Origin of the sequence: Rhodanobacter sp. FDAARGOS 1247 (assembly GCF_016889805.1) — a bacterium.
In the GTDB taxonomy this organism is placed as follows: Bacteria; Pseudomonadota; Gammaproteobacteria; order Xanthomonadales; family Rhodanobacteraceae; genus Rhodanobacter.
Window position 1 is genome coordinate 337,080 of record NZ_CP069535.1, and the last position, 19,897, is coordinate 356,976.

A 19,897-nucleotide genomic window follows, 5' to 3' on the forward strand; every position below is an offset into this window, starting at 1 on the left:
CCGGCGTGCAGAGGGAGGTTGGCCGGACGGGACAGGGGGCGGCGCCATCACGGCGACCACGAACCGTCCTGGCCGCTGGCACGCCAGGGGCAGCAGAAAGCGCGGACACGTCCCTGTGTCCGCCGGGGAAAGCGTGGGTGCGCATCAGCCGCATGCGCGCGCTCCACAGAAGAACGCGGCGGCGTTGTCGGCGTGTTCCTCGATCGCGGTCAGCACCGCATCGAGCACCTCGGCAGTGCCGGCCTGTCCGCCGATGTCGCGGCTGTGCGGGCCGTGCCGCAGCACCTGCTCCACTGCCGCCTCGATCGCGACCGCCTCGGCCTCCAGCTGCAGCGAGTGGCGCAGCAGCAGCGCGGCGGAGAGGATCGCGCCGACCGGGTTGGCCACGCCCTGGCCGGCGATATCGGGTGCCGAGCCGTGGATCGGTTCGTACAGGCCCATGAGGGTCGAGGCGGCCGCAGGCCGCACCGAACTCCCTTCTCCCGTTGACGGGAGAAGGTGGCCCGCAGGGCCGGATGAGGGGGCTCGATCGCCAAGCGACGCTGACGGCAGCAGCCCCAGCGAGCCGGCCAGCGCGGCGGCCTCGTCGGTGAGGATGTCGCCGAACAGGTTTTCGGTGACCACCACGTCGTAGCGGCTCGGCTGGGTCAGCAGCAGCATCGCCATCGAGTCGACCAGCTGGTGTTCGAGCTTCACGTCGGGGTAGTCGGCGGCGATGTGCTGCACCGTGCTGCGCCACAGCCGTGAGGTTTCCAGCACGTTCGCCTTGTCGACCGAGGTGACGTGCTGGCGACGATCGCGCGCCAGCTCGAAGGCGCGACGCACCACGCGTTCGATCTCGACCAGGGTGTATCTGCATTCGTCGGTGGCGGTGTCGGCGGTGCGCGTCTTCGCGCCGAAGTAGGCGCCGCCGGTGAGTTCGCGCACGAACAGCACGTCGACGTCCTTCAGCTTTTCGTTCTTCAGCGGCGACAGATCGGCCAGGGCCGGATGCACCTGCAACGGGCGCAGGTTCGCGTACACGCCGAGCGCGGCGCGCAGCGCCAGCAGGCCCTGCTCGGGTCGCACCGGCGCGTTCGGGTCCGACCACTTCGGGCCACCGACCGCGCCCAGCAGCACGGCGTCGGCGGCCTGGCACGCCGCCAGCGAAGCGGCCGGCAGCGGTTCGCCGGTGGCATCGATCGCGATGCCGCCGATCAGCTGCTCATCGAACGCGAACACGTGCTCGTAGCGCGCGGCCACGGTCTTCAATACGGCCACCGCCGCGGCGGTGACCTCGGGGCCGACGCCGTCGCCGGGCAGGGTCACGATGCGGGCTTTCATGCTGCTTGCTCCTGTTGTTCGTAGCGGGCGATGGCGTCACGGTGTTGCAAGAGGTAGCCGAGCTGGTCGACGCCGTTGAGCAGGCAGTGCCGCGCGAACGGTTCCAGGCGGAACGGGATGCGACCGCCGTCGGGCAGCGCGATGTACTGCTCGCGCACGTCGATCGCCAGCTCGATGCCCGGGTGCTTGAGCAGCCAGCGGTGCTCCAGTTCATCGATGACGATGGCGAGCAGGCCGTTCTTCAGCGCGTTGCCGCGGAAGATGTCCGCGATCTCGCTGCACAGCACCGCGCGGATGCCGTAATCCAGCAGCGCCCACGGCGCGTGTTCGCGCGAGGAGCCGCAGCCGAAATTGCGCCCGGCGACGAGGATCGAGCAGCCGCGCGCCTCCGGCCGGTTCAGCGGGAAGGCCGGGTTGTCGCTGCCGTCGGCCTGGTAGCGCCAGTCGTGGAAGCACAGCCGGCCCAGTCCCTCGCGCGTGGTGGTGGTGAGGAAGCGCGCCGGGATGATGCGATCGGTGTCGATGTTTTCGTCGGGCAGCACGGCGGTGCGGGAGTGGATATGGGTGACGGGTTTCATGCGGCTTGCTCCTGCGTCGTGTACTCGCGCGGATCGGCAATGCGCCCGGCCACCGCACTGGCGGCAGCCGTCGCCGGGCTGGCCAGCACGGTGCGCGCACCCTTGCCCTGGCGGCCCTCGAAGTTGCGGTTGGAAGTGGATACGACCAGTTGCCCGGGCTGCGCCAGGTCGCCGTTCATCGCGATGCACATCGAGCAGCCCGGCACGCGCCACTCGGCGCCGGCGGCGGTGAACACGTGGTGCAGGCCTTCGCGCTCGGCGTCGCGGCGCACTGCCTCGGAGCCGGGCACCACCAGCATGCGCACGCCGTCGGCGACGCGGCGGCCATGCAGCACGCGGGCCGCTTCGCGCAGGTCGGACAACCGCGAGTTGGTGCAGCTGCCGACGAACACCACGTCCACCGGCGTGCCCTGCATCGGCTGGCCGGGGCGGCTCTGCATGTAGTCGAGCGCGCGGCGTTCCTGCGCATTCGTCGCCGCCGGCACCGGCGCGTCCATCGCGATCGCCATGCCGGGATGGGTGCCATAGGTGACGGTAGGTTTCACCGCGGCCGCGTCGATGCGCACCTCGCGGTCGTAACGCGCGCCGTCGTCGCTGCGCAGCGCGCGCCATTGCGCCACCGCGTGCTCCCACGCTTCGCCTTGCGGCGCACGGGGACGTCCCTTCAGCCACGCGAACGTGGTGTCGTCCGGGGCGATCAGCCCGGCGCGCGCACCGGCCTCGATCGACATGTTGCACACGGTCATGCGCTCGTCCATCGTGAGCGCCTCGATCGCCGCGCCCCGGTACTCCAGCACGTAACCGGTGCCGCCATCGACGCCGATGCTGCCGATGATGTGCAGGATCAGGTCCTTGGCGCCCACGCCCGGCGGCAGCTGGCCGTCGACATGGATCGCCATGGTTTTCGGCCGGCGTTGCAGCAAGCATTGCGTGGCCATCACGTGGCCGACCTCGGTGGTGCCGATGCCGAACGCCAGCGCGCCGAACGCCCCATGCGTGGAGGTGTGGCTGTCGCCGCAGACGATGGTCATGCCGGGCTGCGTGGCGCCCAGCTCGGGGCCGATCACGTGCACGATGCCGCGGTCTTCGCTGTCCCAGCCGTGCAGCTCGACGCCGAACTCGCGGCAGTTCGCTTCCAGTTGCGCGACCTGGGCCTGCGCCTCGGCGTTCGCATACGGTCGGCTGCCGTCGTCGTTCGTCGGCAAGGTCGGGGTGGAATGATCCAGCGTGGCCAGCATGCGATCGGGCCGGCGCAGTTTCAGCCCGCGCTCGCGCAGTTCGCTGAAGGCCTGCGGCGAGGTGACCTCATGCACCAAGTGCAGGTCGACGTAGAGGATCGCCGGCGTGTCCGCGGTTTCGGCGGCGACGACGTGGGCGTTCCAGATTTTTTCGAAGAGCGTCTTGGCCATCACGCAGCCTCCTGCGCGGTGGCTTCGCTGTGGACGGGCGTTAACCAGGACCAGCGATCCTCGGTACGTCCATCGAACAGGCCGAAGAACGCCTGCCGCAGCTGCTGGGTGATCGGTCCGGGCGCACCTTTGCCGATCGGCTTGCGGTCGACCGAGCGCACCGGGGTGATCTCGGCGGCGGTGCCGGTCATGAACACTTCGTCGGCGGAATACAGCGCCTCGCGGGGCAGGTCGCGCTCCTCCACCGCGATGCCGAGATCGGCGGCCAGCGTGATCACCGCATCGCGGGTGATGCCGGCCAGGATGCCGGCGCTGGACGGCGGGGTGAGCAGCTTGCCGCGCTTCACCACGAAGAGGTTTTCGCCGGCGCCTTCGCTGAGCAGGCCGTTGTGGCCCAGCGCGATGCCCTCGTCGTAACCGTTGCGGCGGGCCTCCAGCCCGATCAGCTGGCTCGACAGGTAATTGCCGCCCGCCTTGGCCCAGCTCGGGATGGTGTTCGACGCGGGACGGTTCCACGAGGACACGCAGACATCGGCGCCGCGCTCGGCCGCCTCGCCCAGGTACGCGCCCCAGTTCAGCGCGATCAGCGCCACGTCGACGGGCGCGTCCGCCTTCGCCAGCACGCCCAGCCCGCCGGCGCCGCGGAACACGATCGGCCGCACGTAGGCCGACGGCATCGCGTTGGCGCGGATCAGCTCCAGGCAGGCGGCGTTGATCTCGTCCTCGCTGTAGCCCACCTCGATCTCGTAGACGCGGGCCGATTCGAACAGCCGCCGCGTGTGCTCGGCCAGGCGGAAGTAGGCCGGTCCGCGCGGCGTGGCGTAGACGCGCTCGCCCTCGAACACCGACGAGCCGTAATGCAGCGCGTGGGCGCTGACGTGGACGTTGGCCTCGGCCCACGGCTTGATCCGGCCGTTGTGCCAGACGAAAGGTGTGTGGCCATGGTTCATGCGGTGGCTCCCAGGTTGCGGGTGGCGGGGGCAGCGGCGGCGGACGCCTGTTGTTCGATGCGATTGACGATCACCAGCGCGGCCAGGGCGGCGGCTTCGACGATGTCGGTGCTGTCGCCGTGGCCGCGCCAGTCGCGACCGGCATGGCGGGCGCTCAATTGCGCATGGCCCGGCGCGTCGGCGCCTTCGCCCATGGCGTCGATCTGGAACCGGGTCAGTTCCAGCGGCGTGCCGGTGGCGCGTTCGATCGCGCGCAGTACGGCGTCCACCGGACCATCGCCGATCGCTGCTTCGGCGGCGTGATGCCCGTCGTCGTGGCTCAACTTGACCGACGCCGACGCGCTGCCGCCGAAATGCGAGTTGGCGTGCAACTGCACCAGGTGCCACGGGCCGCCGGCGTTCGGGTCGCGGCCCAGCGCCAGCGCTTCCAGGTCTTCGTCGTGCAGCTCGCGGCCGTGGTCGGCGAGGATCTTGAAGCGGGTGAAGATGTCGTCCAGCGCGGCGTCGTCGGGCGTGTAGCCCATCGCCTGCAATCGCTGGCGCAGCGCGGCGCGGCCGGAATGCTTGCCCATCACCAGGCTGGTCGCGGCGATGCCCACGTCCTGCGGCCGCATGATTTCGTAGGTGCAGCGATGCTTCAGCATGCCGTGCTGGTGGATGCCCGATTCATGGGCGAACGCGTTGGCGCCCACGATCGCCTTGTTGCGCGGCACTGCCTGACCGGTCAACTCGGTGAGCAGGCGCGAGGTCGGATACAGCTGGCGCGTGTCGATGCGCGTGTCCACGCCGAAGTGCGGCGCACGCACCTTCAGCGCCATCACCACTTCCTCCAGCGCGGCGTTGCCGGCGCGCTCGCCGATGCCGTTGATGGTGCATTCCACCTGGCGCGCGCCCGCGCTCACCGCGGCCAGGCTGTTGGCCACCGCCATGCCCAGATCGTTGTGGCAATGGCTGGAGAAGATCACCCGCTCCGCGCCCGCCACGTGGCGGCGCAGGTACTCGAACAGCGCCACGATTTCCGACGGCGTGGTGTAGCCCACCGTGTCCGGCGCGTTCAGCGTGGTGGCGCCGGCCGCCACCGCGGCACTGAACACCTCCGCCAGGAATTCGGGCTCGGTGCGCAGCGCATCCTCGGCGGAGAATTCCACTTCGTGGCAATGGTCGCGGGCGCGTTCGATGGCGCGCACCGCGGTGTCCAGCACCTGCGCCCTGCTCATGCCCAGCTTGTGTTCGCGGTGCAGCGGGCTGGTCGACAGGAACAGGTGGATGCGCGCGTGCCGGGCCGCCTGCAGCGCGCGGGCGGCGCTGTCGATGTCGCCATCCTGGCAACGCGCCAGGGCGCATACCGTGGTGCTTTTCAGCGTGCCGGCGATTTCCGCAACTGCAGCAAAATCGTCCGGCGAAGCCTGCGGAAAGCCGGCCTCGAGCACGTCCACGCCCAGCGCCTCGAGCTGCTGCGCCATGCGCAGCTTGGCCCGCCGGTCCATCGAGAAGCCGGGCGCCTGTTCGCCGTCGCGCAAGCTGGTGTCGAAGATCCGCACGCGTTCGGCGACTACGTCGTCGTCGCTGGCGGGGGCGTTGTGCTGGTCGGGGTTTTTCATCATGGCTCCGCTGTGTGGGCGTCGCCGAAGGCATAAAAAAACCCCGCATCCGTTACCGGGTGCGGGGTTCTTTGGGTGTTTTCAGGTTTTTCTATTTACCTGGACACATGCCCTCAGCCCGCACCTCCGTTGGTAATGAGGAGTACGAGTACGAGGGCAAGAAGGAGCGTGCCGCGAGCCTGCAGCAGGCCGGCAACCGTCAGGAGACGGTTTCCATTGGCGAGGCTGCGGTGGCTGTTGCGCTGCGACATGTGATCGACCGTAAGCGATGCCCGTATCGGCTGTCAACAAAAATCTTATGAAGAAATCTTCTAAGCGGTCGAAATCGCGTTCGGACGGCTATCCGTCCAAATGGATGCAGATGAAACCATCGGCGAAACCCGCGTCCCCGTCGAACCCTGCCGAATCGGCGGGGTTCCGCGCGACCCGCAGGGCGGTCCGGGTCGCCGGGTCAGGCCTCGAGCGCGGCCGTCAATCGCGCGCGCAGGGCGGCATCGTCGGCGGCGACGGATTCGGCATGGGACCGGCGCGCGAGCATGTTCGCCAGCGCCGCGGGCACCTCGACCGGATGGCCGATCAATGGCTCCACGATGCTCTCGAACTTGGCCGGGTGGGCGGTGGCCACCACGGCCCAGGGCCGCTGATCGCCGCTGCCGCGCAGCCGGTCGAGACGGTGCATGGCGGTGGCGGTGTGCGGGCAGACCACCTCGCCATGCCCGCGCGCATGATCGTGGATGGTCTGTCGGATCGTGTCGTCGTCCACGCTCTGTGCGCGCAGCAGCTGGCGCAACGGCGCGTCATCGGGAAACGTCCAGCGCAGGCGCTCGAAGTTGCTCGGGGCGCCCACGTCCATCGCGTTGGCGATGGTGGCCACCGCTTCGCGCGGCCGGTAGTCCGCGCCGGCGAAGAACTCCGGCAGGGTGGCATTGGCGTTGCAGGCCAGTTGCACCTCGCCAATCGGCAAGCCGATCTCGCGCGCCCACAGGCAGGCCAGCGCGTTGCCCAGGTTGCCGGTGGGCACGATGAAGTCGAGCGGCGTGCCGTGTTCGCGCCACCAGTCCAGCGCGGCGTGGGCGTAGTAGCTCATTTGCGGCAGCAGGCGGCCCAGGCTGATGCTGTTGGCCGAGGACAGCGGCACCTGCGCCTGCAGTTCGGCGTCGTTGAGCGCGGCCTTGACCATGCGCTGGCAGTCGTCGAAACGGCCGGCCACGCGCAACGCGGTCACGTTGTCGCCGAAGCAGCCGAGCTGGTGCGCCTGGCGCGGCGAGACCAGGCCATCGGGATACAGGATCACCACGCGGATGTTCGGTTGGCGATGGAACGCCGCCGCCACTGCCGCGCCGGTGTCGCCCGAGGTGGCGACCAGGATCGTCAGCGGTCGTGCATCGCTGCGCGGCAACCGGCGCAGGCAGGCGGCGAGGAAGCGTGCGCCGAAGTCCTTGAATGCCGAGGTGGGGCCGTGGAACAGCTCCAGCAGGAAGGTGTCCGGATGCGCCGGCAGCGCGCGCAGCGGCGCGTCGAAGGTGAACGCCTCGGCGCAGATCGCGGGCAGTTCGGCGGCCAGTGCATCGCCGGCGAAGAACGGCGCCAGCAAGGTGGCGGCGGTGTCGGCCAGGGTGCCGTGCGGGTCGAACGTGGCCGGGTCGAGGCGCGGCAGCCGTTCGGGCACGTACAGTCCGCCATCCGGCGCCAGCCCGGCGGCGATCGCCTGGCTGATCGGCACGGTCGGCGCGGCGTTGCGGGTGCTGTGGTAGCGGATGGACGCGTTCATGCGTCGTCCCCGAGCGAATCGATCAGCGCGGCCGCCGGCCCGTTGACCGGCGACACCCACGCATCGCTGTCCAGCCCGGCGTCGGCGAACGCGGCCTGCATCGCCACGCTGGCCGCCTCGGCGTCACGGCGATTGTCGTACCAGCCGAACACGCTGGGGCCGGCGCCGGAGATGCTGGCGCCCAGGGCGTGGTGATCGAGCGCGGCCTGTTTCACCTGCGCGAAATGGGGAATCAACGGCGCGCGGCGCGGCTCCACCAGTACGTCCTTCAAGCCCTCGCGTACCAGTGCAGCATCGCCGCGATAGCAGCCGGCCAGCACCAGGGCGAGGTTCGAACTCTGCGCCACGAATTCACCGAGTTCGTAATGACCGGCCAGCGCAGCGCGCGCCTTGCGCGTTTCCAGCACCACGTGCGGATGCACCAGCGCGCAGTGCCAGGCGTCGGGCACGTCGATGCGCAGCAGGCGCTCGTGGGTGGCCAGCACCAGTCCGCCGAGCAGCATCGAGCCCAGGTTGTCGCCGTGCCGGCTGCCGCTGGCCACCGCCTCGCCGTCCAGCGCGAAGGCATACAGCGCCTCGCGCGAAAGCGGCTGGTCGAGCAGGGCGTTGGCCGCGACCAGCGCCGCCACGCACGAGGCGGCCGAGCCGCCCATGCCCGAGCCCAGCGCGATGCCCTTGTGCAGCACCAGCTCGAAACCGCAGGGCAGGTCGAGCGCGGCGCGCAGCGAGAGCAGCGCGGTGCCGGCGGTGTTTGCGCGCGGATCGGTGGGCAGCTCCGTGACGCAGCCGCGGATCGCCGCGATGCGCACCACCGGCTCGTCGATGCGGCGCACTTGGGCGCGATCACCGGCGCCGGCCACGCTGTGGCCGAGCAGGTCGAAGCCGACGCCGACGTTGCCGACGCTGGCGGGTGCGAAGGCGCAGGCGACGGGCGGGCGGGCGGCGGGGTGCGATGGAGCCATGACGGGTTCCGACAATGAGGAAGTCATGCGCGCGCCTCCAGCGACTCGGCGATGCGCAGCAGGTCGGTGAACACGCCGGCGGCGGTCACTTCCGGACCGGCGCCGGGGCCTTGCACCGACAGCGGATTATCGCAGTAGCGGCGGGTGGTGAACTGCACGATGTTGTCGGTCAGCCGGGTGTGCGCGAAGGCGTGGCTGGCGGGCAGCACCTGCAGCCGCACGCTGGCGTGGCCGTGCCGGTCGAGCCGGGCCACGTGGCGCAGCACGCCACCTTCGGCATGCGCCTGGGCCAGCTTCGCGGCCATCGGCGCGTCCAGTTCGTCGAGCCGCTGCATGAAGTCGTCGCGCGGCAGTGCGGCCAGCGCCGGCGGCACCAGGCCTTGCAGGTCGACATCCTCCAGCGACAGCGGCCAGCCCGCTTCGCGCGCCAGGATCACCAGCTTGCGCGCCACGTCCAGGCCGGACAGGTCATCGCGCGGATCGGGCTCGGTATAGCCCAGCGCATGCGCCTCGCGCACCAGCGCGGAGAACGGCTGGCGGCCGTCGTGGCGGTTGCACAGCCAGGCCAGCGTACCGGAGAACATGCCGTCCACCGCCAGCAGCTCGTCGCCGGTGTCGAGCAGGTCGCGCAGCGTCTGCACCACCGGCAGGCCGGCGCAAACGGTGGCCTCGTAGCGGAAGCGCGCGCCGCCGGCGCAGGCCGCGCGGATCGCCTGCCAGCGCGGCAGCGGCCCGCTGCCGGCCAGCTTGTTCGGCGTCACCACGTGCAGGCCGCCGGCGAGCCAGCGCGGATAGTGCGCCGCCACCTCGTCGTTCGCGCTGCAGTCGATCAGCAGCGCGTGGCGGCCATCGTTGCCGCGGACGTGTTCGGCGAACGCGTCCAGGTCATTCGGCCGCCAGACCTGCGCGCCGTCGTGGCGGGCGTTGAGCTCGGCGTCGTCGCAGTCCAGCCACATGCGCTTGCTGGCCACCACGCCGCACAGCTTCAGTTCCAGTCCGCTGTCGCGGGCCAGTCGTGGCTGCGCCGTGCGCAACTGTTCCAGCAGCGCGCTGCCGACCCGACCGGGACCGATCACGCCGATCGCCAGCACGCGGCGACGCGTGCTGGCGGTGCGCGGCGGCGCGGGCGGCGGCAACGGAAAATGCTGGACTTGCTCGGGTGCACAGGTGATCACGACGGCCTCTCCCTTGGAGGCCCGATCTCGCTGGCGTGTCGGTGTGAGCCGGCCCGCCTCGTCGAGGGCGGGCCGTTGCGTGTAGAAAACTTACCTACGCACGACACCCCGCCCGGAACCCGTGGTACCGGTACCGGTGGTAATCGTGGTGGTGGTCATCGCGGCGACAACGCCCGCGCACGACGCCATGCGACCGGTGTGGACCGGTGCGCAGTGCGGGCGTGCTGGCGTGGAAAGCGGCGACATGTGCTCGACCTTACGGGGATTGCTGCGCTGCGGTCAACAGATTCATCTGCAACCTTTTCGTGGCGGGAACCGGGCGGAACGGCGACGCCGCCGGCCTGCGGCAGGTTGTCGCGAGCCCGAAGCGGCCGGTTGCGCAGGCCTACAATTGGCGGATGAACCTGTCCCTTTCCCTGCGCACGAAGCTCCGCGCGGCCGTCGTGCTGCTCGCCTTCGGTGCCGGCGCCACGGCGTCCGCCGCCACCCCGCAGAGCGCCGCGGCGCCGGTGCCCGACACTACCGAGCAGCGCGTCGCCGCGTGTACCAGCTGCCATGGCGCGCACGGTGCGGGCACGCCGGACAACGTGCTGATCCCGCGCCTGGCCGGCAAGCCGGCGGGTTATCTGCTGCAGCAGCTGGAATATTTCCAGACCGGCCAGCGCCAGCACGCGCCGATGGAATACGTGGTGCGCCAGCTCGGTCCGGCCTATCTGCGGCAGATCGCCGAATACTTCGCGCAGCAGGACGTGCCGTATCGCAAGCTGCCGGTGCCGCCGGTTTCCACCGAAACCCTGCGTCGCGGCGAACAGCTGGTGCTGCGCGGCGACTCCACCCGCGGCGTGCCGTCGTGCGTCAGTTGCCACGGCGCGAAACTGACGGGCGTGCAGCCGATGATGCCCGGGCTGATGGGCCTGTCCTACGACTACCTCAGCGCGCAGCTGGTGTCGTGGCGCACCCGCACCCGCGCGGCCGAAGGCCCGTATTGCATGGGCGTGGTGGCCAACCGCATGCGCGAATCCGACATCACCGCGGTATCGGCGTGGCTGGCCAGCCAGGAGCCGCCGGCCGACCTGCACCCGGCACCGGCCAGTGCGCAGACCGAGCCGTTGCCCGGCTGGTGCGTGATGGGCCACAGCGGGGTGGCGCCATGAGCCGGTTGCGACGTGGCTGGTGGTGGCTGGCCTTGCTGTTGCTGGTCGGCGTGCTGGCGTGGGTGTTCGTCGGCGGCGGCCACGTCGCTTCGTCGTCGCCGGCGCAGCGCGATGCCGACACCGCGGCATTGCACGATCCGGCCATCATCGCGCGGGGCGAATACCTGGCCACCGCCGGCGATTGCGCGGCCTGCCACACCGCCCGCGACGGCCAGCGCTACGCCGGCGGCCGCGCGCTGGCCACGCCGTTCGGCGACGTGCCCGCGCCCAATATCACGCCCGATCCGGAAACCGGCATCGGCCAGTGGAGCTTCGACGATTTCTGGCGCGCGCTGCACGACGGCAGGGGCCGCCACGGCCAGCTGCTGTATCCGGTGTTCTCCTACACCTCGTTCACCAAGGTCACCCGCGACGACGCGCTGGCGATCTTCGCCTACCTGAAATCGCTGCCGGAGGTGCATCGCCCCAACAGCGAACCGGGCCTCGACTTTCCGTACAACGTGCGCAAGAGCTTGCTGGCGTGGCGCGCGCTGTACTTCAAGCCGGGCGTGTTCCAGCCCGACCCGGCGAAGTCGCCCGAATGGAACCGCGGTGCCTACCTGGTGCAGGGCCTGGGCCATTGCAACGAATGCCACACCACGCGCGATTCGCTGGGCGGCATCGAACCGGATCGCCACCTCACCGGCGGCCAGATCCCGGCGATGAACTGGTACGCGCCCGACCTCAGCACCCAGGCCGGCGGCGGCCTCGCCGGCTGGAGCGCGCCGGACATCGTCGACCTGCTGAAGACCGGCCAGTCCGCCAAGGGCAGCGCCTTCGGACCGATGGCCGACGTGGTGCGCCTGAGCACCCAGCACATGACCGACGCCGACCTGCAGTCGATAGCCGTCTATCTGCAATCGCTGCCGCCACGCGCACCGGTCGTGGCCGCCGCGCCGTTCAAACGCGCGGCCAGCCACGAGCAGGGCGGCAAGCTGTACGCCCAGCGCTGCGCCGACTGTCACGGCGACAACGGCCAGGGCGTGGCCGGCATCTACCCGCCACTGGACGGCAACACCTCGGTCACCGAACCCACCGGCATCAACGCCACCCGCAGCGTGCTGCTCGGCGGCTTCGCCCCGGTCACCGCGGGCAACCCGCAGCCGTACTCGATGCCGCCGTTCGCGCAGCAACTGAGCGACGAGGACGTCGCGGCGGTGGTCAGCTACATCCGCCAGTCGTGGTCGAACCAGGCGGGGGCGGTGCAAGCTGCGGACGTGAGCACATATCGGCATACGCCGATCGATTGAGTTGGCTCGTCTCCCTCCCCTGCTCGCAGGGGAGGGCCGGGGTGGGGTCTCCGCTCTTGATCTTCCTTCAGGAAGTGGGGGCTTCCTGCCCACGTGCCACCATTCAAAGCAAAAGCTTTCGTCCTCCTTCGGAGGGCGAGTCACTTTCTCTTTGAGTGGCCAAAGAGAAAGTAACCCAAGAGAAAGGCCACCCCGCTTCCGCGCCTTGCGGACATCCTGTCCGCAAGGTCCGCGTGCGGGTTACGGGGTTTGTCGACAGTCCATCCATGGACTGACGCCAAACTGGTCGGCATTCATGCCGACCACCCTGCGGGCTGATCCTCCACCCGCCCGCCGCTACAGAGGGGCCCGGGCAGAGCAGCGGGCCATCGTGGCCCGCACTCGGTGCGCAACCGCTGCGCGGTTGCGAGAGCTGAAAAGCGAAAAGCGAAGAGCGAAGAGCGAAGAGCGAAGGCGGAAAGTTTGCCGTCGGCAGGGCTGTCGACGGGCACGTACGAGTGACGGTGCGCGTCGTTCGTTTTAGGCGTGCGGCAGCGCCTCGCCTATCTCCCTCCCCTGCTTGCCCCTAAAGGGACTTCCTTCGGTCGCAGAAAGGGTTGGGGTGGGGTTCGCTCTTGATCCTTGGAGCCCTGTGAGTGGCTTGATTTCGGCCTCAAGGAGGCGTTCAAAAGCGAGCCCGCACCTCAGGCTCGTTGCACTACTTCGCCCGGCAAACGCCCGCCGAACTTTGGGAGGTTTCTGCTTGACGCGCAACAGGCCAGCGCTGAACATCCGTGGCATATGCCCCCAATGCGGGGCCCAGCATGCGCCGGACGGGCGGGTCGATGAGCTTCGATTTGGGTGTGTGGTATCCGCATGATCGCCTCACGGACAAGGAGGCCGGCTTGCTCTATGCCCGTTTGTGCGAGGACGAGGCATGCCAAATCGAGCCGCATGCCTCCGTCGACGCTTTCTACACCGAACTGACAGCGAAGCATCCCGAAATCGACACGATCCCGGACGACCTCGTCGACGACCACGATCTTTGTCCCTGGAGCTGTGCGCTCGATCGCTCTCCCGGGCACGTCATCATGCCGTCAGTCTGGTCAAAAGCAGACTACGTATCCGTCTTCGTTCACTCACTCGCACGGAAGCATGGGCTGGCTGTATATGACCCGCAGGCCGACCGCATTACGTATCCGGACGGCAACACTTCACCAACAGAAACAAGGCGGCCTTGGTGGCGGTTCTGGTGAGTCGTCCAGCATCTTGATCAAGGCGAACGACTTCGCCGACGCTCAACCTCAGCGTCAGGCTTCCAATTCTGCGCGAACCACTTCAACGGATGTCATGGACCCTCTGGTGCTGGAACAACGTATCCGCAACCGCCTCATCGAGTACGTTGAGTGGGTGGTGGAATATCAAGCCGAGAGCGAGCCACGACTGGGTATGGGCGAGTTGCTCAATCAATGGGAGGACTTCATTACCCGTCCGATCTGCGAGGCCAACTTTCCTTCGCCCGTTTTTTCGGCAGATGAGATCCAGTCACTCAAGCGCCTGGACGATGGCTGGGAACTACTGTGCTCCGCCACGCCCAAACATGTCATTCACGACTCCGAGGTGTTCAAGATGAGCGAGTGGGAGGCGTTCGTCGCATGTGCAGCGGAAGCGGCCCTGACCTTCCACGGGCGGGGCAAGCTTACGGAAGGCATGTCAACTCAGGTTCCGGCCTGACCACTCCGTAAGAGACTTCCCGTCAATCCCAGCCGCGTGAGGCTTTTGTCCTGAGATATCGCGCGAATCGAGTAGTGGTGCTGATCCATGGAAGATTACGAAGACCCCGAAGTGGAGGCGCGCTGGTTCGCGGAGCAGCGTGGCGAAGTGCTCGCATACCTGCATCGTGAGGGCGTTCAACACGGCGTCGTCGAGGAGGTTCCCGCCTGGTCGGCGTCCCCGTACGTGTCGGTGTGGCGTATCGGCAGCGCGTCCACACAGAGTGCTGTCGGTTGGTGGGCCATTTGTGGCGACTGTCCTTGTGACTACGTTTCGGCAGCAGGTGTCCGCAATCCACGTGAAGCCGTGAAAGCCATTGCGTCGCTTTGGCAAGAAAAGGCAGCTTGCATGGCGCGCGGCGAAACGCATCCGACGTTTGTTATAGGCACCGGCGAAAATGATGAAGAACTTGCGCCGCTGCTGGCGTCCAGAGCCGAGCTGCTTCTGGAGTGGGTCGAGGACGATGAGGCGTGGGGCTAGCGCTGACGGCGCAGCTGGCGCGGCTCTGGCCTTTCTGAGAAGTGCGGGCCACGATGGCCCGCTGCTCTACCCGGGGCCCCTCTGCAGCGGCGGGCGGGTGGAGGATCAGCCCGCAGGGTGGTCGGCATGGATGCCGACCAGTTTGGCGTCAGGGCAGGATGCCCTGTTGACAAACCCCGTAACCCGCACGCGGACCTTGCGGACAGGATGTCCGCAAGGCGCGGAAGCGGGGTGCCCCTCTCTTTGGTTCCTTTCTCTCGGGCAAGCGAGAGAAAGGGACTCGCCCTCCGCAAGGAGGACGAAAGCTCTTGCTTTAATTGACCAACGAAAAAACGGCCAGGGCGACGGGCCTTGCCCGCCCTACACGAGATGGCGCTCAATGCGCCAAATCAATCGAGTAAACCGCCGTCCCATCCCGTTGTCCTTCACCAATCGAATGTTCGTCACCCCAGCGACCTTCGCCACGTCGAGCTTGTTGGCGGCGCCGGTGAACACGACGGGGCCGCGCACTTTGAGCGGCGCGAAGTTCCAGTGGGTGGAATATCAAGCCGAGAGCGAGCCACGACTGGGTATGGGCGGCGACGCGGGTTCCGCTATAACTTCGTCAGAATAATGGGAAAGCGCATGCGCTCCAATATCTTTACCCGCCATCCAGCTCTCCATGTCGCACACACCGTTTTCATCGCTTTAGCAGTTGTCAATTTTCTGGTGTTTGCCGCAGTGGCGTATCGCGTGGGCGGCGATGCGTTGAGCGGCAAAGTAGAGGCTAGCCAATACTTCCTGGGCGCCAAAGGTGGCTACACCGAGGTTTCCAGGGAAGTGTTCGAATACAGCAAGATGCACGAACTATCTGTAGTGGTCACATTGCCGTTGGCAATCCTTACAGGTTTTTTGTTCGGCCTGCCCAGGAAATCGGGTGGCGCGTAACCAACCGTTCAAGCGGATGCGCGAAAACCTGCGTGCCGCCTCACTCCAGCGTTAGGCATATGGATACACGACCTCTAAAGAAAATGCGTCGGCGGCGCCGCGTCTTCCGTCTCGGGGTCATGGTGGGGATGCTTGGCGCCGGGATGATGTTGGTGTACTTCGTCTTTCTCGCCTTGGACTCAAGTGCATCCATTGTCTACAACGGCGCACCCACTACAGCGTTTGGTGACAAGCTATCCGCCGCCTTGATTCCTGGCGTGATATTGGTTGCCTTCCTTGGCTTGCTGCTCTTGCCGGATCGCGCCATTGATCGCACTTTCGTCAGGCGTCGGCGCACGCTGTCCGTTCTTTTTTCCTGGCTGCGATAGCGCCAACCAATCCGTGGAAACCTTCCTGTCGACTCCAGTCGCATGAGGCTTTTCTCTTGAGCTTGCGAGCCGCTGCTGGTCGGGTGTCGACAGGGGCAACGCAGGGACGAAAGCTTTTGCTCTAATCGAACAATGAAAGGCAGAGCGGCGGGCAGTGCCCGCCCTACGCAGCATCGCTCAATGCGACAAGTCGATCGCGTACGTCGCCGTGCCATCCCCGTTGTCCTTCAGCTGCCGGATGTGGTCCAGCCCGGCGGCCTTCGCCACGTCGAGCTTGTTGGCGGCGCCGGTGAACACGACCGGGCCGCGCACTTTCAGTGGCGCGAAGTTCCAGGATGCGGGTTCGAGGTTGGCGGCGCCGACCTGCTGTTTGTGTTCGATCCACTTCGCCAGGATTTCGCGGGTGCCGTCGGGCGCGGCGAGCACGATGTTGCTGCCGTCGAGGCCGGGGAAGTGGCCGCCGCCGCTGGCGCGGTAGTTGTTGGTGACGATGATGAACGGGTCACTCGGCACCACCGGCTTGCCCTGGTAGCTCAGCGTGGTGATGCGCTGGCCGACCGGTTTCGAGACGTCGATGACGTAGTGGATGCCGCCCTGGATCTGGTCGAAGTTGTAGCCGACGAAGCGGCTGTTGATCAGCTGCTGCTCGCCGGTTTTGGCCGGGTCGATGCGGTTGAAGCGGCCGGCGGATTTTTCCAGCCAGGCCTTGAGGCCGGCGCCGTCGGTTTTCACCGCGGCCAGGGTGTTCGGATAGAAGTACAGGTCGGCGGCGCTGCGCAGGGTGAGCGAGCCGGCGGCGACGTCGGTGTAATCGTCGGGGCCGCCGAAGCCGGTGCGGAAGGCGGCGGCGGCGGACAGTACCGGCACGTCGGCCAGCTCGGGATGCGAGCGGGGAAGTTCAGTGCGTACGTAGTCGGCCTGGGCGGCGTTGACCGGCGCCAGTGCGCTCATGTTGCCTTCGTCGGCGAAGTAGCTGCTCATTTGCACGCTGCTGTTGCCGATCGGCGTGTTGACGTAGGCGATGGCCGCTTCATGGGCCTGCTGCACCAGCGGCGCGATGGCCGGATCGGCCGGCACGCACTCGACAGCTTGCGAGCCCGACTTGTTCGGGCTGCCTGACTTGCTGCAGATCGGGCGTACTTCGCTGTGGCTCTCGTCGCGGTCGACCACCCAGCGGCCGCCCTGGCGATCCAGCACCAACCGGATCACGCCGAGGTCCTTGCCGAAGAAGCCGCCCATCACCGTGGGCACGCCGCGGACCAGGCCGCGCTTCGCATCGACGTCCTTCATGCCGGCGTAGTGCGGGCCGGGGAATTCGGTGTGCGAGTGGCCGAGCAGCAGGGCGTCGATGCTGGGCACGCCGGCCAGGTACCAGCCCGCGTTTTCCATCTGCGGGGTGTACGGCGCGGTGTTGAGGCCGCCGTGCAGGATCGCCACGATCAGGTCGGGATGTTGCGCCTTGAGCTCGGGCAGGTATTTCTGCGCTGCCTCGACGACACCGCTGACGGTGACCTTGCCGGCCAGGTTCTGCTTGTCCCAGTCCATGATCGGCGGCGGGGTGAAGCCGATGATGCCCACCTTCAGCGGCACCTCGATGCGGCTGCCGTCCGGGGTGTAGGCGCTGATGGTTTTCGTCACCACGGTCCACGGCCTGAAGATCGGCTTGCCGTCGCGCGCGCTGTAGACGTTGGCCAGCACCAGCGGGAAGTGCGGGCCGGCGCAGCGGTTGTCGTGGCCGCCGTCCACGTTCATCGGCGTGCCGGTGACCTGCGACAGGAAGCCCAGGCCGTAGTTGAACTCGTGGTTGCCGGCGGTGCCGCCGTCGTAGCCCATCGCGTCCATCGCCTGGTAGACGGCCAGTTCCTGCGCGCAGCCGACCGGCTTCACCAGCGCCTGGTAGTCGGCCAGCACGCTGCCCTGGATGGTGTCGCCGCTGTCGAACAGGAAGGTGTTGGGAAACTCGGCGCGGGCGCGGCGGATCAGCGTGGCGGTGCGTTCGTAGCCCAGCGAGTCGTCCGGCTTCAGCTTGTAGTAGTCGTAGCTGAGCACGTTCGAATGGATGTCGGTGGTTTCCAGGATGGCCACGTTGGCGCGCGAACCGTCGGCCAGCGCGCTGCCCTGCCATGGGAGGCCGGCGCAGCCGGCGAGCAGGGCGCCGGCGAGGGCGAGCAGGGGAGTGGTGGAGCGCAACAGGCGTGGCGACATGGGGATTCCGGGGACGGGAGCTTGGGTCAGGCCGCAGAAACTAGCAGATCGGCATGGCCGGATGCGTGCCGGGGCCGATGAATGGCTCCGTTCCGGCGGGAGTCCGCCGCCGCGCAGTGCGGTGGCCAAGACCGTAAGATGACAACCCAGTGACAAGGGTCCTACAGGGGGACTGACCAGGCATGCGTCGATTATTTTTGCGCCCATCGCGAGCCGGTGTGGTGGTGTTGTGCGCGCTGGCGTTTCTGGGCGGCTGCATCGCGCTGACGGCGTGGCAGGAACCGCTGCCGCTGCAGCGCGCCTTCATCATGGCCCTGATGCTGTGCAGTTGCGGCGTGCTGCTGCTGGCGTTCGGGCGTTTTGCCAGCGGACTGGTGGTGGGCGGCGGGCTGTTCCTGCTGCTGAAGTCGGTGGCGGTGCTGAAGCTGCGTTATCTCGATTCGCAGCTGATGCCGTCGGACTTCATCTACTACGTGCGCACCAGCCTGATCGACACCTTGCGCCACTACCCGCACCTGTACACCGTTGGCCTCGCGCTGTGCCTGCTGCTGCCGCCGCTGCTGTACCTGGTGTGGCGCTGGGACTGGCGCCTGCTGGCCGGCTTGCGAGCGTCGCGGGCGCTGCCGATCCGGCTGGGCGGGATCGCGGCGTGCGCGCTGGGTTTCTGGCTGTGCATGCTGCCGGCCGGGCCGTTCGCCCGGGCCCATGCGCGCAATGCGTGGCAGAAGATGTCCGACGACGCGCAGCTGACCAATTTCTTCGTGAACCTGCGCGATGCCGACGTGCAGTTGCCGCCGATGGCCAGCGACGAGGTGGCCGAGCGCGACTGGGGCGCCACCGCGTCGGGCGCACCGGCCAGCCGGCCGCCGCCGTATCCGGACATCGTGCAGGTGCTGGAGGAAAGCACCTTCGACCCGTCGAACTACACCAACTGCAACGTGCCGGCGTGCCGGGTGGCGATGTTCCAGCCCGATGCGCGCACGCGGGGGCACGGCGTGCTGCGCGTGCATACCTTCGGCGGCGGCACCTGGGTCAGCGAGTTCGCCGCGCTGACCGGCATGCCGCAGGACATCTTCGGCTCCGGCGGCATGTATGCGCCCTACGTGCTGGCGCCCAACGTGCACGATGCGCTGGCGCTGCAGCTGCGCCGGCTCGGCTACCTCACCATCGGCGTGTATCCCACCGCCGCCAGCTTCATCAACGGCGACAATGCGTACCGCGCCTACGGCTTCGATCATCTGTACGGCGCCGACGAACTGGGCCTGGAGGAATGGGAGGAAAGCGACGCGCAGATGTTCGCCGCGGCCAAGCGCATCTACGACAAGCTCAGGAAGCCGGGGCAACCGGTGTTCATCATGATCCTGACCTTGAACCAGCACGGCCCGCACGACCACCAGCCGATGGACAAGCTGCCCGCGCCCTACCGCAACCTGCTGCGCGGGCTTGCGCCGGGCATGGCGCTGAACTTCGACACCTACCTGTCGCGGCTGCACGATTCGGACGTGGCGATGCGCGGGCTCGAGCGCGCCTTCCTCGACCGCCCGCAGCCGACCGTGCTGGTGCACTTCGGCGATCACCAGCCCTCGTTCAACGGCGGCATCCGCAAGCTGGAGCGGAGCACGCCGCCGGCGCTGGCGCCGTATCGCGACTACCTCACCTATTACATGGTGAAGAGCAATTTCGCCGGGACGCCGCTGCCGGCGTATCCGATGCTCGACATCGCCTTCCTGCCCGGCATGGTGCTGCAGGCGGCCGGCGTGCCCACCGACGCGTACTTCACCGCGTCGCGCGAATTGCGCACGCGCTGCAGCGGCCTGTACGACGACTGCGCGATCCCCGGCGTGCTGGACTCGTACCACGCCTGGACGATCAACCGGCTGCACGTCTATCAGTGACACCCGGGGGCAGTTTGCGTCGCCCATCCGTCGCGGCGCCGGCCTGCGCCGGTGCTGT

The 19,897-nt window shown here is 68.0% G+C and carries 18 protein-coding genes; 9 read left to right on the forward strand and 9 right to left on the reverse strand.

Going from position 1 to position 19,897, the window contains the following annotated elements; all coding sequences use genetic code 11:
- Positions 1–144: 144 nt before the first annotated feature.
- The 5 genes from leuB to I6J77_RS01455 are packed head-to-tail and all read right to left on the reverse strand — an operon-like array spanning position 145 to position 5,861.
- A complete protein-coding gene (gene leuB, locus I6J77_RS01435) occupies positions 145–1,323 on the reverse strand; it encodes a 3-isopropylmalate dehydrogenase (RefSeq protein ID WP_204110280.1) in 1,179 nt (392 codons plus the stop codon).
- The gene (leuD, locus tag I6J77_RS01440; RefSeq protein WP_204110281.1) at positions 1,320–1,901 is read right to left on the reverse strand and encodes a 3-isopropylmalate dehydratase small subunit; all 582 of its coding nucleotides are present in this window, start codon (positions 1,899–1,901) and stop codon (positions 1,320–1,322) included. The genes leuB and leuD overlap by 4 nt, the downstream gene beginning before the upstream one ends.
- Positions 1,898–3,310 carry a 3-isopropylmalate dehydratase large subunit gene (leuC, locus tag I6J77_RS01445; RefSeq protein ID WP_204110282.1) on the reverse strand — a complete coding sequence of 471 codons (1,413 nt, stop codon included), beginning with the start codon at positions 3,308–3,310 and terminating at the stop codon, positions 1,898–1,900. The genes leuD and leuC overlap by 4 nt, the downstream gene beginning before the upstream one ends.
- Positions 3,310–4,260 (reverse strand): branched-chain amino acid transaminase, encoded by a 951-nt coding sequence (locus I6J77_RS01450; RefSeq protein ID WP_204110283.1) that lies wholly within the window; start codon positions 4,258–4,260, stop codon positions 3,310–3,312. Before I6J77_RS01450 ends, leuC begins: the two co-directional genes overlap by 1 nt.
- Entirely contained in the window at positions 4,257–5,861 is a 1,605-nt protein-coding gene (locus tag I6J77_RS01455; RefSeq protein WP_204110284.1) for a 2-isopropylmalate synthase, read from the reverse strand. The genes I6J77_RS01450 and I6J77_RS01455 overlap by 4 nt, the downstream gene beginning before the upstream one ends.
- A 14-nt stretch (positions 5,862–5,875) precedes the next feature.
- Here I6J77_RS01455 and I6J77_RS01460 point away from each other — a divergent pair, with 14 nt between their 5' ends.
- A complete protein-coding gene (locus I6J77_RS01460) occupies positions 5,876–6,163 on the forward strand; it encodes a hypothetical protein (RefSeq protein WP_204110285.1) in 288 nt (95 codons plus the stop codon).
- Between the two features lie 149 nt (positions 6,164–6,312).
- Here the strand turns inward: I6J77_RS01460 and thrC are convergent, their stop codons facing one another.
- From thrC to I6J77_RS01475, 3 genes are read right to left on the reverse strand one after another with little or no spacing between them, the layout of a single operon-like run.
- Positions 6,313–7,632 carry a threonine synthase gene (gene thrC / locus I6J77_RS01465; protein ID WP_204110286.1) on the reverse strand — a complete coding sequence of 440 codons (1,320 nt, stop codon included), beginning with the start codon at positions 7,630–7,632 and terminating at the stop codon, positions 6,313–6,315.
- Positions 7,629–8,609: a homoserine kinase gene (locus tag I6J77_RS01470; RefSeq protein WP_204111363.1), complete on the reverse strand. Its 981-nt coding sequence runs from the start codon at positions 8,607–8,609 to the stop codon at positions 7,629–7,631. Before I6J77_RS01470 ends, thrC begins: the two co-directional genes overlap by 4 nt.
- An 8-nt stretch (positions 8,610–8,617) precedes the next feature.
- Positions 8,618–9,769: a homoserine dehydrogenase gene (locus I6J77_RS01475; protein ID WP_204110287.1), complete on the reverse strand. Its 1,152-nt coding sequence runs from the start codon at positions 9,767–9,769 to the stop codon at positions 8,618–8,620.
- 398 nt (positions 9,770–10,167) lie between these two features.
- On the opposite strand from I6J77_RS01475, the gene I6J77_RS01480 reads away from it, so the two are divergent.
- The 7 genes from I6J77_RS01480 to I6J77_RS01510 all read left to right on the forward strand — a co-directional run bounded on the left by I6J77_RS01480 (position 10,168) and on the right by I6J77_RS01510 (position 15,739).
- Positions 10,168–10,923 carry a c-type cytochrome gene (locus I6J77_RS01480; RefSeq protein ID WP_056764422.1) on the forward strand — a complete coding sequence of 252 codons (756 nt, stop codon included), beginning with the start codon at positions 10,168–10,170 and terminating at the stop codon, positions 10,921–10,923.
- On the forward strand, positions 10,920–12,212 hold the full coding sequence (locus tag I6J77_RS01485) for a cytochrome c (protein WP_204110288.1): 1,293 nt from the start codon (positions 10,920–10,922) through the stop codon (positions 12,210–12,212). The genes I6J77_RS01480 and I6J77_RS01485 overlap by 4 nt, the downstream gene beginning before the upstream one ends.
- 824 nt (positions 12,213–13,036) lie before the next feature.
- Complete coding sequence (locus tag I6J77_RS01490) at positions 13,037–13,447, forward strand: hypothetical protein (protein WP_204110289.1); 411 nt, start codon at positions 13,037–13,039, stop codon at positions 13,445–13,447.
- Positions 13,448–13,460: 13 nt separating this feature from the next.
- Positions 13,461–13,925, forward strand: a complete 465-nt coding sequence (locus I6J77_RS01495; RefSeq protein ID WP_204110290.1) for a hypothetical protein — start codon at positions 13,461–13,463, stop codon at positions 13,923–13,925.
- An 87-nt stretch (positions 13,926–14,012) separates the two neighbouring features.
- Positions 14,013–14,444, forward strand: a complete 432-nt coding sequence (locus I6J77_RS01500) for a DUF4826 family protein (protein WP_204110291.1) — start codon at positions 14,013–14,015, stop codon at positions 14,442–14,444.
- Positions 14,445–15,068: 624 nt separating this feature from the next.
- Positions 15,069–15,371 (forward strand): hypothetical protein, encoded by a 303-nt coding sequence (locus I6J77_RS01505; RefSeq protein WP_204110292.1) that lies wholly within the window; start codon positions 15,069–15,071, stop codon positions 15,369–15,371.
- A 59-nt stretch (positions 15,372–15,430) separates the two neighbouring features.
- A complete protein-coding gene (locus I6J77_RS01510) occupies positions 15,431–15,739 on the forward strand; it encodes a hypothetical protein (protein WP_204110293.1) in 309 nt (102 codons plus the stop codon).
- A gap of 177 nt (positions 15,740–15,916) precedes the next feature.
- Here I6J77_RS01510 and I6J77_RS01515 read toward each other — a convergent pair whose 3' ends face one another.
- Positions 15,917–17,944, reverse strand: coding sequence for a bifunctional 2',3'-cyclic-nucleotide 2'-phosphodiesterase/3'-nucleotidase (locus tag I6J77_RS01515; protein WP_204110294.1), 2,028 nt, complete (start codon positions 17,942–17,944; stop codon positions 15,917–15,919).
- A 182-nt stretch (positions 17,945–18,126) separates the two neighbouring features.
- Here I6J77_RS01515 and I6J77_RS01520 point away from each other — a divergent pair, with 182 nt between their 5' ends.
- Entirely contained in the window at positions 18,127–19,839 is a 1,713-nt protein-coding gene (locus I6J77_RS01520; protein ID WP_239309136.1) for a sulfatase-like hydrolase/transferase, read from the forward strand.
- Positions 19,840–19,897 lie beyond the last annotated feature (58 nt).

Excerpts from the sequence above, each read along its gene's own strand:
- I6J77_RS01490 (WP_204110289.1), top strand. The coding sequence starts at position 13,037 with ATGAGCTTCGATTTGGGTGTGTGGTATCCGCATGATCGCCTCACGGAC.
- leuD (WP_204110281.1), bottom strand. The coding sequence starts at position 1,901 with ATGAAACCCGTCACCCATATCCACTCCCGCACCGCCGTGCTGCCCGAC.
- I6J77_RS01515 (WP_204110294.1), bottom strand. The coding sequence starts at position 17,944 with ATGTCGCCACGCCTGTTGCGCTCCACCACTCCCCTGCTCGCCCTCGCC.
- leuB (WP_204110280.1), bottom strand. The coding sequence starts at position 1,323 with ATGAAAGCCCGCATCGTGACCCTGCCCGGCGACGGCGTCGGCCCCGAG.
- I6J77_RS01455 (WP_204110284.1), bottom strand. The coding sequence starts at position 5,861 with ATGAAAAACCCCGACCAGCACAACGCCCCCGCCAGCGACGACGACGTA.
- I6J77_RS01520 (WP_239309136.1), top strand. The coding sequence starts at position 18,127 with ATGCGTCGATTATTTTTGCGCCCATCGCGAGCCGGTGTGGTGGTGTTG.
- I6J77_RS01500 (WP_204110291.1), top strand. The coding sequence starts at position 14,013 with ATGGAAGATTACGAAGACCCCGAAGTGGAGGCGCGCTGGTTCGCGGAG.
- I6J77_RS01480 (WP_056764422.1), top strand. The coding sequence starts at position 10,168 with ATGAACCTGTCCCTTTCCCTGCGCACGAAGCTCCGCGCGGCCGTCGTG.
- I6J77_RS01450 (WP_204110283.1), bottom strand. The coding sequence starts at position 4,260 with ATGAACCATGGCCACACACCTTTCGTCTGGCACAACGGCCGGATCAAG.
- I6J77_RS01485 (WP_204110288.1), top strand. The coding sequence starts at position 10,920 with ATGAGCCGGTTGCGACGTGGCTGGTGGTGGCTGGCCTTGCTGTTGCTG.
- thrC (WP_204110286.1), bottom strand. The coding sequence starts at position 7,632 with ATGAACGCGTCCATCCGCTACCACAGCACCCGCAACGCCGCGCCGACC.
- I6J77_RS01505 (WP_204110292.1), top strand. The coding sequence starts at position 15,069 with ATGCGCTCCAATATCTTTACCCGCCATCCAGCTCTCCATGTCGCACAC.
- I6J77_RS01510 (WP_204110293.1), top strand. The coding sequence starts at position 15,431 with ATGGATACACGACCTCTAAAGAAAATGCGTCGGCGGCGCCGCGTCTTC.
- leuC (WP_204110282.1), bottom strand. The coding sequence starts at position 3,310 with ATGGCCAAGACGCTCTTCGAAAAAATCTGGAACGCCCACGTCGTCGCC.